General features: G+C 64.9%; 15 protein-coding genes. 6 read left to right on the top strand and 9 right to left on the bottom strand.

The window, feature by feature from the left end; all coding sequences use genetic code 11:
- Positions 1 to 108 precede the first annotated feature (108 nt).
- The 5 genes from infB (at position 109) to ribF (ending at position 5,744) form a co-directional block, all read left to right on the top strand.
- Positions 109 to 2,550, top strand: coding sequence for a translation initiation factor IF-2 (gene infB / locus JX325_RS06185; RefSeq protein WP_204790282.1), 2,442 nt, complete (start codon positions 109 to 111; stop codon positions 2,548 to 2,550).
- Positions 2,551 to 2,606: 56 nt separating this feature from the next.
- Positions 2,607 to 2,987: a 30S ribosome-binding factor RbfA gene (gene rbfA, locus JX325_RS06180; RefSeq protein WP_204790281.1), complete on the top strand. Its 381-nt coding sequence runs from the start codon at positions 2,607 to 2,609 to the stop codon at positions 2,985 to 2,987.
- Between the two features lie 2 nt (positions 2,988 to 2,989).
- Positions 2,990 to 3,946 carry a bifunctional oligoribonuclease/PAP phosphatase NrnA gene (locus JX325_RS06175; protein ID WP_204790280.1) on the top strand — a complete coding sequence of 319 codons (957 nt, stop codon included), beginning with the start codon at positions 2,990 to 2,992 and terminating at the stop codon, positions 3,944 to 3,946.
- Between the two features lie 15 nt (positions 3,947 to 3,961).
- Positions 3,962 to 4,828, top strand: a complete 867-nt coding sequence (gene truB, locus JX325_RS06170) for a tRNA pseudouridine(55) synthase TruB (RefSeq protein ID WP_204790279.1) — start codon at positions 3,962 to 3,964, stop codon at positions 4,826 to 4,828.
- A gap of 1 nt (position 4,829) precedes the next feature.
- Entirely contained in the window at positions 4,830 to 5,744 is a 915-nt protein-coding gene (gene ribF / locus JX325_RS06165) for a riboflavin biosynthesis protein RibF (protein WP_204790278.1), read from the top strand.
- A 35-nt stretch (positions 5,745 to 5,779) separates the two neighbouring features.
- On the opposite strand, the gene JX325_RS06160 is transcribed toward ribF, so the two are convergent.
- The 4 genes from JX325_RS06160 to JX325_RS06145 all read right to left on the bottom strand — a co-directional run bounded on the left by JX325_RS06160 (position 5,780) and on the right by JX325_RS06145 (position 9,116).
- The gene (locus JX325_RS06160; RefSeq protein WP_204790277.1) at positions 5,780 to 7,702 is read right to left on the bottom strand and encodes a heavy metal translocating P-type ATPase; all 1,923 of its coding nucleotides are present in this window, start codon (positions 7,700 to 7,702) and stop codon (positions 5,780 to 5,782) included.
- A gap of 152 nt (positions 7,703 to 7,854) precedes the next feature.
- Positions 7,855 to 8,523 carry a class I SAM-dependent methyltransferase gene (locus JX325_RS06155; RefSeq protein ID WP_204790276.1) on the bottom strand — a complete coding sequence of 223 codons (669 nt, stop codon included), beginning with the start codon at positions 8,521 to 8,523 and terminating at the stop codon, positions 7,855 to 7,857.
- On the bottom strand, positions 8,484 to 8,702 hold the full coding sequence (locus JX325_RS06150; protein ID WP_204790275.1) for a cation transporter: 219 nt from the start codon (positions 8,700 to 8,702) through the stop codon (positions 8,484 to 8,486). The genes JX325_RS06155 and JX325_RS06150 overlap by 40 nt, the downstream gene beginning before the upstream one ends.
- A 51-nt stretch (positions 8,703 to 8,753) precedes the next feature.
- Positions 8,754 to 9,116 (bottom strand): metalloregulator ArsR/SmtB family transcription factor, encoded by a 363-nt coding sequence (locus JX325_RS06145; protein ID WP_204790274.1) that lies wholly within the window; start codon positions 9,114 to 9,116, stop codon positions 8,754 to 8,756.
- Between the two features lie 160 nt (positions 9,117 to 9,276).
- Between JX325_RS06145 and JX325_RS06140 the strand changes: the two genes are divergently transcribed.
- Entirely contained in the window at positions 9,277 to 9,711 is a 435-nt protein-coding gene (locus JX325_RS06140) for a PaaI family thioesterase (protein ID WP_243413952.1), read from the top strand.
- Positions 9,712 to 9,748: 37 nt separating this feature from the next.
- On the opposite strand, the gene spoIIR is transcribed toward JX325_RS06140, so the two are convergent.
- From spoIIR to JX325_RS06115, 5 genes are all read right to left on the bottom strand, one after another.
- Positions 9,749 to 10,375, bottom strand: coding sequence for a stage II sporulation protein R (gene spoIIR, locus JX325_RS06135; RefSeq protein WP_204790273.1), 627 nt, complete (start codon positions 10,373 to 10,375; stop codon positions 9,749 to 9,751).
- Between the two features lie 63 nt (positions 10,376 to 10,438).
- Positions 10,439 to 11,842 (bottom strand): DUF1576 domain-containing protein, encoded by a 1,404-nt coding sequence (locus JX325_RS06130; protein ID WP_243413951.1) that lies wholly within the window; start codon positions 11,840 to 11,842, stop codon positions 10,439 to 10,441.
- Positions 11,843 to 11,996: 154 nt separating this feature from the next.
- Positions 11,997 to 12,788 (bottom strand): sensor histidine kinase KdpD, encoded by a 792-nt coding sequence (locus JX325_RS06125; protein ID WP_204790272.1) that lies wholly within the window; start codon positions 12,786 to 12,788, stop codon positions 11,997 to 11,999.
- Positions 12,789 to 13,025: 237 nt separating this feature from the next.
- Complete coding sequence (locus tag JX325_RS06120; RefSeq protein WP_204790271.1) at positions 13,026 to 13,613, bottom strand: PIN domain-containing protein; 588 nt, start codon at positions 13,611 to 13,613, stop codon at positions 13,026 to 13,028.
- Positions 13,614 to 13,721: 108 nt separating this feature from the next.
- The coding region (locus JX325_RS06115) for a competence/damage-inducible protein A (protein ID WP_307819250.1) at positions 13,722 to 15,028 on the bottom strand (1,307 nt) is incomplete at its 5' end.

The raw sequence follows: 15,028 nt of genomic DNA, 5'->3' as shown, positions 1-15,028 counted from the left end.
TATCCATTTCCATAAAATTTCTCCGATCCCGAGTCCGTCTGAAAGCCGGCGGCGGGTGCGCCGGTTTTCAAACGGGCTTCTGGAGAGGAACAGAACGAGGTGTTTTATTTGGCTATTGAAAAATACAGAGTCCACGAGGTGGCGAAGGACTTCGGCCTGCCCACCAAGACCATCACGGAGATCCTGACCAAGTACGGCGCGGCCCCGAAGAACCACATGCAGGTGCTGACGGACCGGGAGCTGTCCGTTATCTTCGACCGGCTGACCCAGGACCATCCTGTCTCCGATATCCAGGTGATTTTCCAGGAGACCTATCAGGAGGCGAAGCCCGCCCCGGCGGCGGCTTCCGCCCAGCAGGCGGCTTCCGCCCAGCCCTCCGCCCAGGCGGAGGAGAAGAAGCCCGCCCAGGGCCAGCAGGGCAAAGCCGCCGCCCAGCAGGGGGGCAGGCCCGCCCCGGCGGCACAGGGCGCCCAGGGCCAGAAGGGCGGACAGAACAAGCCCGCGCCCCAGCAGCAGCCCCAGCAGAATCAGCAGCCCGTTCAGCGGCCCGCCAGCCGGGTGCCCCAGAAGAAGATCGTGGACACCCGGAAGGGCGGCGACGTGAACCTGGCCAAGTACGACGAGCGCCTGGAGACCCTGGGCGGCCAGCAGGGCGAGCGGATGCAGCGCCAGCAGCGCTCCGGNCGGGAGAAGGTCCAGGGCCGGAATCAGCGCCGGGGCGGACCCGCCTTTTCCAACAAGCGCCGCCAGGACGAGGCGGAGAAAATGCGCCGCCTCCAGCTGGAGATCGCCAAGAAAGCCCCCGTCAAGGTCCAGATTCCCGACGAGATTTCCGTGGGCGAGCTGGCCAGCCGGATGAAGAAAACCGGCGCGGAGGTGGTCAAGGCCCTGATGAAAAACGGCATCATGGCCTCCCTGCCCCAGATGATCGATTTCGACACCGCTTCCTTCATTGCCGAGGAAATGGGCTGCAAGGTGGAAAAGGAAGTCGTGGTCACCATTGAGGAAAAGCTCATCGACGTGTCCGNGGACAAGGCGGAGGACCTGGTTCCCCGGGCCCCGGTGGTGGTGGTCATGGGCCATGTGGACCACGGCAAGACCTCCCTCCTGGATACGATTCGGAACACCTCCGTGGCCTCCGGCGAGGCCGGAGGCATCACCCAGCACATCGGCGCCTACCAGGTCCAGGTGAATGGAAAGCCCATTACCTTCCTGGACACCCCCGGCCACGAGGCCTTTACCTCCNTGCGGGCCCGGGGCGCCATGGTGACGGACATCGCCATCTTGATGGTGGCGGCGGACGACGGCATCATGCCCCAGACCATCGAGTCCATCTCCCACGCGAAAGCGGCCAACATCCCCATTCTGGTGGCCGTCAATAAAATCGACAAGGAAAACGCCAACCCGGATAAGGTCATGCAGCAGCTGACGGAGCACGGCCTGGTCCCCGAGGACTGGGGCGGGGAGACCATCTGCTGCAAGGTCTCCGCCAAGAAGAACATCGGCATTGAGAACCTTCTGNAAAACCTGNNGCTTCGGGCGGAGATTCAGGAGCTGAAGGCCAACCCCAACCGGGCGGGCCAGGGCACCGTTATCGAGGCGAGGCTGGACAAGGGCCGGGGCCCCGTGGCGACCCTGCTGGTCCAGAACGGCACCTTGAAGCAGGGGGATATCATCATCGCGGGCACCGCCGTGGGCCGGGTCCGCACCATGCTGGACTATAAGGGCAACCGCCTCGCCGAGGCGGGCCCCTCCGTGCCCGTGGAGATCGCGGGTCTCAGCGAGGCCCCCACCGCCGGAAGCCCCTTCTTCGCCGTCAGCGACGAGCGGATGGCCCGGGAGCTGGTGGAGCAGCGTAAGGCCGAGGAGCGGGCGAAGGCCGCCGCCCCGGTGCAGAAGGTCAGCCTGGAGAACCTCTTCGACCAGATCCAGGCCGGCGAGCGGAAGGAGCTGGCCCTCATCGTCAAGGCCGACGTCCAGGGCAGCGTGGAAGCCGTCAAGGCGTCCCTGGAAAAGCTCTCCAACGAGGAAGTGAACGTCCGGGTGATCCATGGCGGCGTGGGCGCGGTGAACGAGTCCGACGTCATGCTGGCCTCGTCCTCGGGCGCCATCATTGTGGGCTTCAACGTCCGCCCCGACGCGGCGGCGCGGGACGGCGCGGCCCGGCAGAACGTGGATATGCGGATGTACCGGGTCATCTACGACTGCATCGACGAGATCACCGCCGCCATGAAGGGCATGCTGGCCCCCAAGTACCGGGAGGCGCTGCTTGGCNACNCGGAGNNCCGCCAGACCTACAAGGTTTCCGGCGTGGGAACCGTGGCGGGCTGCTATGTCCAGGACGGCAAGATCGTCCGCAACTGCNNCATCCGCCTGGTCCGGGACGGCATCGTCATCCACGAGGGCGTGCTGGGCTCCCTCCAGCGGTTCAAGGACGCCGCCAAGGAAGTGGCCAGCGGCTATGAGTGCGGCTTGACCATTGAGAAATTCAACGATATCAAGGAAGGCGATATCGTGGAAGGCTATACCATGGAGGAAATTCCTCAGTAAGGACATGATAAAGGCGGCGGTGTCACCGCCGCCTTTATTAAAAAAGGAGAACGCCTATGGCATCCAACCGAATCCACCGCATCAACGACGAAATCCAGCGGGAGCTGGCGGACCAGCTCCGCAATTTGAAGGACCCCCGGGTCTCCGGCACCGGCATGGTGTCCATCACCCGGGTGGACACCACCAACGATCTGCGCTATGCCCGGGTCTATGTCAGCGTGCTGAACAAGGACCAGGAGAAGGACGTGCTGAAGGGGCTGAAATCCGCCTCCGGCTTCCTTAGGCGAGAGCTGGGCCATGCCCTTCAGCTCCGCTATACGCCGGAGCTCCAGTTTATCGGCGACGACTCCATCCAGCACGGGGCCCATATTTTGGAGCTCCTGCGTAAGGAAGAGGAGAAGGACGCGGCCCGGGGCCCCGGGCCGGAGGAGGAATGACCATGCTCACCATACAGGAAGCCGCCGGGCGGCTGCGGTCCTTTGACAATGTGCTGATTCTCACCCACGTCCGGCCCGACGGGGACACTGTGGGCTCCGCCGCCGCGCTGTGCGCGGGTCTGCGGGCCCTGGGAAAGACGGCGTACCTGCTGCCCAACCCGGAGCTGACGGACACGGCGGCCCNCTACTTCCGGCCCTACGCCGCCCCGGCGGATTTTCAGCCGGAGCGGGTGGTCTCCAAGGACATTGCCGCGGCGGCGCTGTTCCCGGAGAACGCCAAGCCTTACGCGGAGCGGGTGGATTTGGCCATTGACCACCACCCCTCCTTCGAGGGCTTCGGGCGGGAGAACTATGTCCGCCCCTCCGCCGCCGCCACGGGGGAGATCATCTATGACATCCTGGCGGAGCTGGGGCCCATTACGGCGGAGATGGCCTTGCCGCTCTACGTGGCGGTTTCCACGGACTGCGGCTGCTTTGCCTATAACAACACCACCGCCCATACCCACGCCGTGGCGGCGGCATTGCTGCGGACCGGCATTGATTTCCAGNCGGTGAACAAGACCTTCTTCCGCACCAAGACGAAGAAGCGGCTGGCCCTGGAGGCCGCCATGCTCAGCGAAATCGAGTACCATGACCACGGCCGGGTGGCGGTGCTGGCGGTTCCCCTGTCCCTCATTGCCAAGGTTCAGGCCGCGGAGACCGACGCGGAGGACCTCTCCGCCCTGGGGGGGCAGATCGAGGGGGTGGACTGCGCCGTCACCATGCGGGAGCTCCGCCCGGACGTGTGGAAATTCTCCCTCCGCACCGGGCCTCGGGTCAACGCGACAAACGCCTGCGCCCTGCTGGGGGGCGGGGGCCACGCCGCCGCCGCCGGGTGCACCGTGGAGGCCCCCTTTGCCGAGGCCAAGGGGCGGATGCTGGAGGCCATCGCCCAGGTGGCCCCGGACTTCACTTTGTAAGTCGGGAGGTTTCCAATGCCCAACGGTATCGTGATCATTGACAAGCCCGCCGGGTGGACCTCCATGGACGTGTGCGCGAAAATCCGGGGCATCCTCCGGGAAAAGCGGGTGGGCCACGGCGGCACCCTGGACCCCATGGCCACGGGGGTGCTTCCGGTCTTTGTGGGCCGGGCCACCCGGGCGGTGGAGTTTGCCGAGAACGGGCGGAAGGAGTACGACGCGGGCCTTCGCCTGGGGCTGACCACCGACACCCAGGACGTGACGGGCACGGTGTTGGAAACCCGCCCCGTGACGGCGGGCCGGGAGGATGTGGAGGCCGCCCTGGCGGGCTTCCGGGGGGACATTCAGCAGGTTCCCCCCATGTACTCCGCCGTGAAAATCCAGGGGAAGAAGCTCTATGAGCTGGCCCGGCGGGGAAAAGAGGTGGAGCGGAAGCCCCGGCCCGTCACCATCTATGGGCTGGAGCTGCTGGAGGCGGAGAGCGAAACGGATTTCCGCCTCCGGTGCCTCTGCTCCAAGGGGACCTATATTCGGACCCTTTGCCACGACGTCGGACAGGCCCTTGGCTGCGGCGGGACGCTGTACAGCCTCCGCCGGACCATGGCGGCGGGCTTTACCCTGGCGGAGGCCGTGACCCTGGGGGAGGTGCAGGAGAAGGGGGAGTCCCTGCTCCGCCCGCTGGACAGCCTGTTTGCCGGGTATCCCGCCCTGACCGTCCGGTCCCCGGGGCAGGAGAAGCGGGTCCGCTGCGGGAACCCCATCTCCCTGCCGGGAACGGCGGACGGTACTTACCGAATCTACGGACAAGACGGGGAGTTTCTCTGCCTCTCCCGGGGGGCGGGGGGGACCCTGACGTCCATCAAGAATTTCTTTGGAGCGTAGTATGAAAGAACGTGTCATTGCCCTGGGCTTCTTCGACGGGGTTCACCTGGGCCACGGCGCTTTGCTCCGCCGGACGGCGGAGGAGGCCGCCCGCCGGGGCTGCGCCCCCGCCGTCTTTACCTTTGACCGGCCCCCAAAGGAGGTGGTTACCGGCGTTCCCTGTCCCCTCATCAACTCCGCCGGGGACCGAAGGGAGCTGGTCCGGCGGCTGTACGGCATCAAGGAGGTCATTCTGGCCCCCTTTGACCGGGAGATGATGACCACCTCATGGGAGGACTTTGTGGAGGAGCTGCTGGTGGGCCGCTGGCACGCCGTCCACCTGGTGGCGGGCCACGACCACCGCTTCGGCCACAAAAACGCGGGCACGCCGGAGCTGTTAAAGGAGAAATGCGCCGCCCTTGGGATCGGCTGCGACATCATTTCCGAGGTGGAGATCGGCGGGGTTACCGTCAGCTCCACCTACATCCGCCGCCTGGTGGAGATGGGCCAGGTGGAGCGGGCGAACCGCTTTCTGGGCCACCCCCACACCCTGACGGGGACCGTCCGCCACGGGCGGGGCCTGGGCTCCTCCCGGCTCTTTCCCACGGCGAATCTGCCGGTGCCCCCCCATGTGCTGGTCCCCAGCCACGGGGTCTATGTGACGAGGGTCTATTTTGAGGACGNGACCAGCTTCCCCGCCGTCACCAACGTGGGGACCCGGCCCACGGTGAACCGGGGGACCGACGTGACGGTGGAGGCGTGCCTTTTGGACTTCCAGGGGGATTTGTACGGGCAAACCCTGCGGCTGGAGTTTTACAAGCACCTCCGGGATGAGATTCGCTTTGACTCTCTGGATGCCCTCCGGGCCCAGATTGCCGCCGACGCGGAGACCACCAGACGGTATTTTCAAGAGGAGCTTTCTCCATCAGAGGCATAAAAAAGCCGGACGGGAATTCCCGTCCGGCTTTGGCTTTACTTCTTGAACTCCTCCACCTGGAGGCAGCGCATGGCGTTCAGAATGGCGAGAAAGGCCACGCCCACGTCGGCGAACACCGCCTCCCACATGGTGGCCACGCCGAAGGCGCCCAGCAGCAGCACCGCGCCCTTGACCCCCAGGGCAAACCAGATGTTCTGCTTGACAATCCGCAGGGTCTTCCGGGAGATGCGCATGGCGGCGGCGATTTTCGCCGGGTTGTCGTCCATCAGCACCACGTCGGCGGCCTCGATGGCGGCGTCGGAGCCCAGGGCTCCCATGGCGATGCCCACGTCCGCCCGGGTGAGGACCGGCGCGTCGTTGATGCCGTCCCCCACAAAGGCCAGGGCCGCGTTCGGGGATTTCTTCGCCAGGAGGCCCTCCACCCGCTCCACCTTGTCCGCCGGGAGAAGCTGGGCGTGGACCTCGTCGATTCCCAGGTCCCGGACCNCGNTNNTGGCGGCGGCCTCCGTGTCGCCGGTGAGCATGACGGTCTTTTTCACTCCCGCCGCCTTCAGGCCCTCCACCAGGGTCTTGGCCTCCGGCTTGGGCAGGTCGGAAATCAGGATGTGCCCGGCGTAGCGCCCTTCNACGNTTACGTGGACGATAGTCCCCGGCAGGTCGCAGGGCTCCCATNGGACGCNCTCTTTTTCCATCAGGCGGCTGTTTCCGGCGGAGACGGCTTTGCCGTCCACCTTGGCCGTTACGCCATGGCCCGCGATTTCCTCCACGTCTGTCACCCGGCTGGGGTCCAGGTCCTTCCCGCAGGCCCTGCGGAGGGAGAGGGAAATGGGGTGGCTGGACCAGCTTTCCGCCAGGGCGGCGGCCTCCAGCAGCGCGTCCTTTGTGACGCCTTCGGCGGGGTGCAGGGCGGTGACGGTGAAGCTGCCCTGGGTCAGGGTGCCCGTCTTGTCGAAAACCACCGTCTCCGTCCGGGCCAGGGTTTCCAGGTAGTTGCTGCCCTTCACCAGGATGCCGCACTTGCTGGCCCCGCCGATGCCGCCGAAGAAGCTCAAAGGCACGGAGATCACCAGGGCGCAGGGGCAGGAGATGACCAGGAAGATGAGGGCCCGGTGGAGCCAGCCGGTCCAGTCCGTCCCCGCCAGGAAGGCGGGCTGGGCGGAGGCCGGAAGCAGCGCCAGGGCGATGGTGGGCAGAAGGAACAGGGCCGTGGCCGCAATGACCACGCAGGGGGTATAGTACCGGGCGAAGCGGGTGATAAAGTTCTCGCTGGCGGCTTTTTTCTCCCCGGCGTTTTCCACCAGGTCCAGGATTTTGGACACGGTGGACTCCTCGCAGGGCTTGGTGACCTTGACCCGCAGCAGCCCGGACTGGTTCACGCAGCCGNTGATCNCCGCGTCGCCTGCGCCCACNTCCCGGGGCGCGGACTCGCCGGTGAGGGCGGCGGTGTCCAGGGCGGAAGCGCCCTCCAGCACTTCACCGTCCAGGGGGACCCGCTCGCCGGGGCGGACCACCACCACGGCGCCCACCTCCACGTCCTCCGGGTCCACCTCCTCTAAAGAGCCGTCCTCCAGCTCCAGGTTGGCGGTGTCGGGGCGGATGTCCATGAGGGCGGCGATGGACTGGCGGGACTTGCCCACGGCGTAGTCCTGGAAGAGCTCGCCGNTTTGGTAGAAGAGCATGANAAAGACCGCCTCGGCGTACTCCCCGGTGGCGAAGGCCCCCACGGTGGCCAGGGCCATGAGGAAGTTTTCGTCAAAGACCTGGCCGTTTAGAATGTTGCGGACGGCCTTCCAAAGGACGTCCCAGCCGATGATGAGATNGGGGGCCAGGTACAGAGGGATTTCCATCCAACGGGGGACCGGGAACAGATTGGGCAGCAGCTTGACGGCGATCAGAAGCGCCGCCGCGGCCAGAATTCGATACAGCATTTTCCGCTGTTTGCGGGTGAGGTTGTTCATGGGGAACGCCTCCTTAAAGACGCGGGTTTTCCGCTTGATTTTCTCGTTTGAGTCTGCTATACTGGAGGCAACATGGAGGGTGGCCATGCCGCCCGTGCTGTGCTGGTAGGCTCCCTGTGCTTCGTTAGGGCGGGGAGCTTACTTTTTTGCGTTCAAAAGGGACCGCCGGAAGGCTCCGGCTTTTGCAGCACCGCCAGACCCACGGGGAGACGCCCGGGGATTATCTCCACCGTCGCCCGGCCAAGACCCNNGCGCTCTAAAANNGTCCGGTAAGTCTNGGGAGNGAAGGCGTGCTCGTAATGAAAGCCCACGCCGTGGTAGATTTTAATNACCGCGCCATAGGCCNCTCCCACCTTTCCCTGAAGATANGTGGGCAGAAGGAGCCNCCCNCCAGGGGCGGTCACCCGCCAAAGCTCCCGGACCGCCTCGTCCGGCGCCGGGAGCAGGTGGAGCACGTTGGCGGCGATAACCGCGTCAAAGCTGCCGTCCGGGTCCGGCAGGGCGGTCAGGTCCCGGCGGGCAAAGTCCAGGTTGGTCAGCCCCCGGCNGCGGGCCTTTCGCTTTGCCCGTTCCAGCATGGCCTCCGACAGGTCCGTGCAGAGAACAAAGCCCGCCCGCTCCGCCNCCGCCAGGGAAAACNNCCCCGTNCCGGCGGCGCAGTCCAGCACCCTGGCCCCGGCGGGAATCCGCTCCGCCNTCCGGGCCGCGGCGGCGGNNTTGGNCCGCCGGTTGGTCCACTGGGTAAGATCATAGAGCCGGGCCCAGCGGTCCCAGAAGGTGCTCAAAGGTTGATGATGCAGTCCGGCTCCACCTTTTTGCATACGGCCACAATTTCCTTCATGATGTCGTCAAACCGGGCGTCATCGGCGTCTACGGTCATTTTCTGGGCCATGAAGCTGACGGTGGCGTCGTGCACCCCGTCAATTTTTTTGATGGCCTCTTCCATTTTCGCGGCGCAGTTGGCGCAGTCCAGGTCGGTGAGCTTGAAACGCTTTTTCATGATGATCTTCCTCCTGATATGTTCATATGTTTCTGCATAGGGAAAACGGAATTATTCGCGGACATGCTCCAGCCCCTGGTCGATGATGGTCTTGACGTGGTCGTCCGCCAGGGAGTAGAACACGGTCTTGCCCTCCCGCCGGGACTTCACCAGCCGGACGTTTTTCAACGCCCGGAGCTGGTGGGAGACGGCGGACTGGGTGAGCCCCAGCAGCGCCGCGATGTCGCAGACGCACATCTCCGACTCGAAGAGCACGTAGAGGATGCGGACCCGGGTGGAGTCCCCGAAGATGCGGAACAGCTCCGTCAGATCGTAGAGGGTGTCCTCCCCCGGCAGTTCCCGCCGNACCTTTTCCACCACGTCCTCGTGGGCGTGGATGAAATCACAGCACTCCACGTTGTAGCGGTCCTCCATGAGTCCGCCTCNTTTCAAATGAACAATTGAACGAGTGTTCATATGTTCATTATACGCGGCGGCCTACGTTTGTCAACCCCCTTTTTCAAAAAAGTTGAAATGGGGACGGCGCTGTGGTATACTGACGCTGTTTTTCACCACTTGATCGGGAGGCTTCTTTATGGAGAATATGGAAACGCTCCGGCTGGAGACGCTGAAGCTGGGGGCCAACGCCTTTACGGACCACAATTTCATCCGGCTGGAATCCGCGGAGGCGGACTGCGCGGTCTACCGCCTGGATATCCGGCCGGAGAGCCGGAATCCCTTCGGCATGGTCCACGGCGGGGCGCTGTACACCCTGGCGGACGACGCCGCCGGCGGCGCGGCCCACAGCGACGGGCGGCATTACGTCACCCAGCACGGGGACCTGCATTTTTTGGACAACCGGGCCCACGGGACTATCCGGGCCGCGGGGCGGGTCCGGCACCGGGGGCGGTCCACGGTGCTGGTGGACGTGGAGATTACGGACGAGCGCGGGTCCTTGCTTGCCACGGGGGCGTTCAGCTATTTCTGCGTGGACCGGAAGCGGATGGAGGAGCGGGCCCGGGAAACATAAAAAAGAGGAGCGTCCTAGCGGGACGCTCCTCTCTTCGTTATTCTAGGGTGTTCTCCAGGGTTTTCCAGAACTCCACCAGCTTGCTTTTCAGCACATAGCCCTGGTCCTCCTCCGTAATGAGGCCCACCTGAGAGGGAGACAGCCCGGCGGCCAGGGCCGCTTCCGGCACCTCCGCCGAGGCGGCGGCGCACAGGGGCGGGAACACCACGCACCACCAGTTCTGCCCCTCCCCCGCGCCGATGACGGCCCGGAGGGCCAGGTACTTCCCGGCGGGGAGGGAGAAGCCCTCGTACTCCCGGGTGGGGAACACGGTGTCCTCCAATTCGATGGTGACGGCGTAGTCATAGCCGTTTGCCCGGATTTCCCCGGCGGCGACGCGCTCCAGCTCCAGCACCTGGCCCCGGAGGAGGGCTTCCGCCTCCCGGCGGTCCGCCGCTCCCGCCAGCAGGGGCTCCGCGTAAGCGAGAATCCGGTCCCGGACCTTCAATTTCAGGGCCTGGTCCTCCTCGGAATCGGAGTTCGCCAGCACATGGAGGCGGACCACCTTGTCGGACAGCTCCTGCCCGGTTTGCAGGGCCATGNCNCCGGTGGCGAGAAANGCCGCCAAAAACAGCAGNAGCACAATTTCCACAAGCTTCAGCCGTCCGGCCTGTTCGGTTTTCATATGTCGTCCATTCCCTTCCCCCTTGCGGGCCTTTGAGGGAAGCATGGACGGCTTTTTCAAATTTTATTCCGGTCCCAGAAAATTTTTCCTGGCCCAGGCCTCCAGCGCCTCGTTTTCCGGGGGCTCCTCCGGGGCCGTCTCGCCGTGGGTGGTGGACAGGTCCGAGGTGTCGATGGGGGCGCTTTCCTCAAACAGATCGTAGTAGTCCTCGTTCTGGAGGGTGGGGCGGCGCTTCCGGGCGATGGCGGTGATGGTGGGATAGAGCACGANGGCGATGAGGCCGCCGGAAAAGCCGTTGTTATAGAGGTTCAGCCCCGCCACCGGCCCGCCGGTCTGGAGGACCAGGGAGGCGTGGATAAATCCCGCCAGCACCCCGTAGGGCCAGCCGAAGTGGCCGGAGATGGGGGCCAGGGTGGTGCCGAAGAGGCCCGCCAATTGGAGGGAAGGGTAGTCTGGGGTGTGGTGCATGCCGTAGGCCCCGATGAAGACCCCCAGCATGACGGGGAGAATGTTCCGGGCGTGCTTGCCGAAGGCGGAAAAGCCCATGATGGTGAAAATGCCCCCGATGGTGGGGCCGTTGAGGTCGCCCCCCACCAGGAGGACGTAGGCCATGCCCAGAAAGCCGTTGACGCCGATGTTCACCAGCACGGGGCCGTAGCCGAACATGCGGAGGTAGTCGCTGGGGGCCCGGCCGGTGGTGGAGAGGAGGCGGCGGTAGCCCGCCCAGACGCTCCAGGCGGGGACGCCGGTAGCGAAGAAGCCCAGGAGAATCAGGACGGAGCACAGCAGGCTCAGCACGGCGATGAAGCCGGTGTTATAGCCCTTGGCCCAGTAGAGAACGGAGTCCGGGCTNNCGCCGNAGGCGGTGAGGACCGGCACAATCATCATGGCGAAAAGGCCGCAGGCGAAGCCCATGTTGTAGAGGTTCATGCCGTTTTGGACCTTATAGGTGTAGGCGGAGAGGGAGGGGAGGATGAAGCCGATGAGGACGCCGGTCACCGCCCCCAGGNGGAGACTGGCGTGGATGCTGCCNAGGNACATANANCTCACCAGCGGGGCCAGGGAGGTGGCCAGCAGGGAGACAGCGGCGTGCTTGGAAAANGGCNCCCGCTGGTACTTGNCGNAGAGCCAGGTGCCCAGGATGATGGGCCAGATGTTGACGAAGTTCTTCCCGAAGAGGGAAAAGCCCGCCATCAGCCCCATCTCCACGATGGTGAAGCCGTTGTAGGGGTCCCCGGAGAATTTGATGATGCAGATGGAAATGATGGTCACCAGCCCCGCGTTTACCAGGGNCGCGCCGGGGCCGCCGATGGAGACGTAATCCGTAATCAGCAGGTCCTGCATGGTGACGATGTGGTACAGCCCCTTCAGGATGTCCATGGGGGCCTCCAGGGTCAGGCCCAGGAGCATCAGCCCGATGNAGNATACCAGCGTGGCCGGGAATAGGTTTTTATAACGGTCCTGCAATGCGGTTCCTCCCCTGTTTAACGTGGTTTCAGCAATGATTATACTGGAAAAAACCGGGGGACGCAAGAAGGTTTTTGTGAATTCCGCCGGGGGGGTGCGTAAAATTTGCGTGAAGCGGCACAGGACCGGCCTGGTGAGGGCCGGTCCTGATTGATTAGTGATTGCGGATTTTAAACGCCTCCGGGGGCATGGACTCCGACAGGGCCATGAGGGCGTGGTTGAAGCCCCCGCCGTAGTCAAAGCGAAGGTCGGAGAGGGCGGCCCCGCTGACGCGGTCCGNCATGGAGAAGGTGGCGCGGGTTCCTTTCCCCTGGTGGGACTCCGCCGTGATAACGCCGCCGTGGCCCTGGGCGATGCCCCGGCAGAGGGCCAGGCCCAGCCCCAGGCCCTGGGGCTGCGGGGCGGGCTGCTCCGCCTGGTGGTAGCTGTCAAAGAGAGTCACCTGCCGTTCCGGGTCGATGCCGGGGCCGGTATCCTCAACAGAGAGGAAGACCCGCCCCCCGGACAGACGCAGCTCCACGGTGATGAGGCCCCCGGCGGGGGTGAATTTAAAGGCATTGGACAGCAGCTGGTAGAGAAGCTGTTCCAGCGCGTCGGGGCAGAAGGCGCAGATGTGGCTGTCCGCCGCGCAGACAAGGCGGGTCTCCAGCCCCCGGAGGGGGGCCAGGGAGGCGGCCTTGGCAAAGATGTCCGCCACGAACTCCACGATGTCCCGGTCCTGGAGGGGCAGGGGCTCCTCGCTCAGGTAGCGGGCGGCGGTGAGGTTGTTTACCAGGCGGATAAGGCGGTAGTAGCTCTGGTCCACCAGGGCGGCCTTGGCGTCCAGCTCCGGGTCCTGCTCCCGGGCGGCGGAGGGGGCCAGCCGGGCGGCGGCAAAATACAGGCTGCTCAGGGCTCCGCGCATCTGCGCGGCGGCCTGGGGCAGCAGTGAGAGGTCCAAATCCATGGGGCGGTCTCCTTTCCGGCGAAACTCCCGGAGCGGTCTGGCCCTCTGGAAGCGTCTGGGTTAGCATGTGCCGGGGACAGCGGTCTAAGCCCAGGAAAAGACTGCCTCCCCCGGAAATATCATAGCAAAAGGCGGGGGAAAACACAAGAAATTTATCGAATTTTGTCGAATGATGTCGAACCGGGCGGAAGGAGCCAAAAAAATACCGCCCGGATGGGCGGCATTTCAGGGCGGGGCTTATTCCTCCGCCTCTTGGGCGGCGGGCTTTTTCCGGCGCCCGCCCCGGCGGGGGCGGGTCACCTTCACGGGCTTTTCCGGCTCGGGCTCCGGGGACTGGAAGATGCGCTTGAGGTGGTTGTAAAGGGCGCAGCCCTGGGCGGAGCCGTACTCCTTCACCAGGGCGTTGCAAAGCTCCTGGCGGTCCGCCGAGCGGAGGACGAAGGGCAGGTGGAGGCAGCTTTCAATGGAGGGGCGGAGGGCCACCTCCTGAAAGGCGTTGGCGTATCGGGCCTGAAGGGCGTCGATGGAAGCGGCGTAGCCCTTGTCCTGGCTGATGACGTAGGCGTAGTCCGCTTCCCGTTTGCCCACCAGGACGCCAAGCTCGGTGATGATCTGGAAGTCGATGGAGTTCTTGCCGCCCCGGACGCTCTCGATATACTGCACGTCCGCCGCCGTTCCGGCGCAGAGCTTTTGAAGCTTGCTGAGGGCCAGGCCCTTTTCCTTCTGGTAGAAGATGAGGACGGTGTCCTGGTCCGAGAGCATGTCGACGCCGGTGAGCCCGGTGCCGATGTTGTTGTCGCCGTCCACGAGAAAAATGGTTTTCATGAATCCGTTCCTTTGTATCATATTCGCGCCATGTCCGGCGCGTGAGGTTACAAGGGGCAAGTNTAGCAGGTTTCCGGCGGAAAGGCAAGGGGGAAATGGTGTGAGGGATTAGATTTGTTCTACCGGAAGGCCCTGTAAATAGCGCCGGACCACGTCGAAGGCGTGGTTTGCCGAAAGGCCCTGGATGCGGTCCCGCCTCCGGCGGCCCAGGTCCAGGCGGCGGCAGAAAGTTCCCTCTGGCGTGGCCAGGCCGATGTACACGATCCCCACGGGGACGCCCCGCTCGTCCGGGTCCGGCCCTGCCGCCCCGGTGANGGAGANACCAAGGTCCGNTCCGGTGATCCGGCGGACCCCCTCCGCCATGGCCCGGGCGCACTCCTCTGAAACGGGGCCGTATGTATCCAGGACGTCCTGGGGGACGTGGAGCACCTCCGCCTTGACGCTGGTCCAGTAGCTGACCACGCCGCCCCGGTAAACGGCGGAGATTCCGGGGATGGCGGTGAGCCGCTGGGCAACCAATCCGCCGGTGCAGCTCTCGGCGGTGGCGAGGGTGAGCCCTCNGCGGATCAGATGGCCGTNGCAGCAGTCCGCCAGGNCGCTGCCCTCCACGNCGTAGACGATGTCGCCCAGGGTTTCCAGAACCATTTGCCCCACGGGGGCCAGCGTGGAATATGCCTCGTCCTCCGTGGCGGCCTTGGCGGTGGCCCGGAGGCGGACCTCACAGGGTTTGGCGTAGGTGGCCAGGGTGGGGTTGGTCATATGGGCCATTTTTTCGTGGAGAAGCTGGTCGATGGAGCTCTCCCCCATGCCGAAGGTCATGATGTCCTGGGAGACGATGACCTCGTGGGAGAGCTTCCGCAGGTAAGGCTCCACGTGGCGGCGGAGCATGGTTTCCATTTCGTGGGGGGGACCCGGGAGCATAAGGACGTGGACGCCCTCCGATTCGAAGGCGCAGCCAGGGGCGGTGCCCACGGGGTTGTCGAAGACCGTGCAGCCCTCGGGCAGCTCCGCCTGCTGGGTGTTGTTCTCCGGCATGGGGACGTGGAGGGCGGATTCGTAGAAGGCGCGGATGTCCTCGAGAATGTCGGGGTGGAGGATGAGGGGTTTTCCGAAGGCTTCGCAGATGGNNTGTTTGGTGAGGTCGTCGTAGGTGGGGCCCAGGCCGCCGGTGGTGATGAGGATGTCCGCACGGCGGCGGGCGATGTCCAACGCCTCCCGGAGGCGTTGGGGGTTGTCGCCTACGACNGTGTGCCAGAAGACGTTGACGCCTAGGGNGGANAGGCTTTGGCTCAGGACCTGGGCGTTGGTGTTGGCGATGTTGCCAAGGAGTAATTCAGTGCCTACGGCGATGAGCTCCGCAGTGTGAGACATGAGGGGGGTCCTTTCTTCCCCGGAGGGGGAGGGTTGTACTCGCC

The organism is Oscillibacter sp. CU971 (assembly GCF_905219725.1).
Classification (GTDB): Bacteria; Bacillota; Clostridia; order Oscillospirales; family Oscillospiraceae; genus Oscillibacter.
The sequence above is the reverse complement of the archived record's forward strand: the minus strand, read 5'-3'. Positions and strand labels throughout refer to the sequence as shown.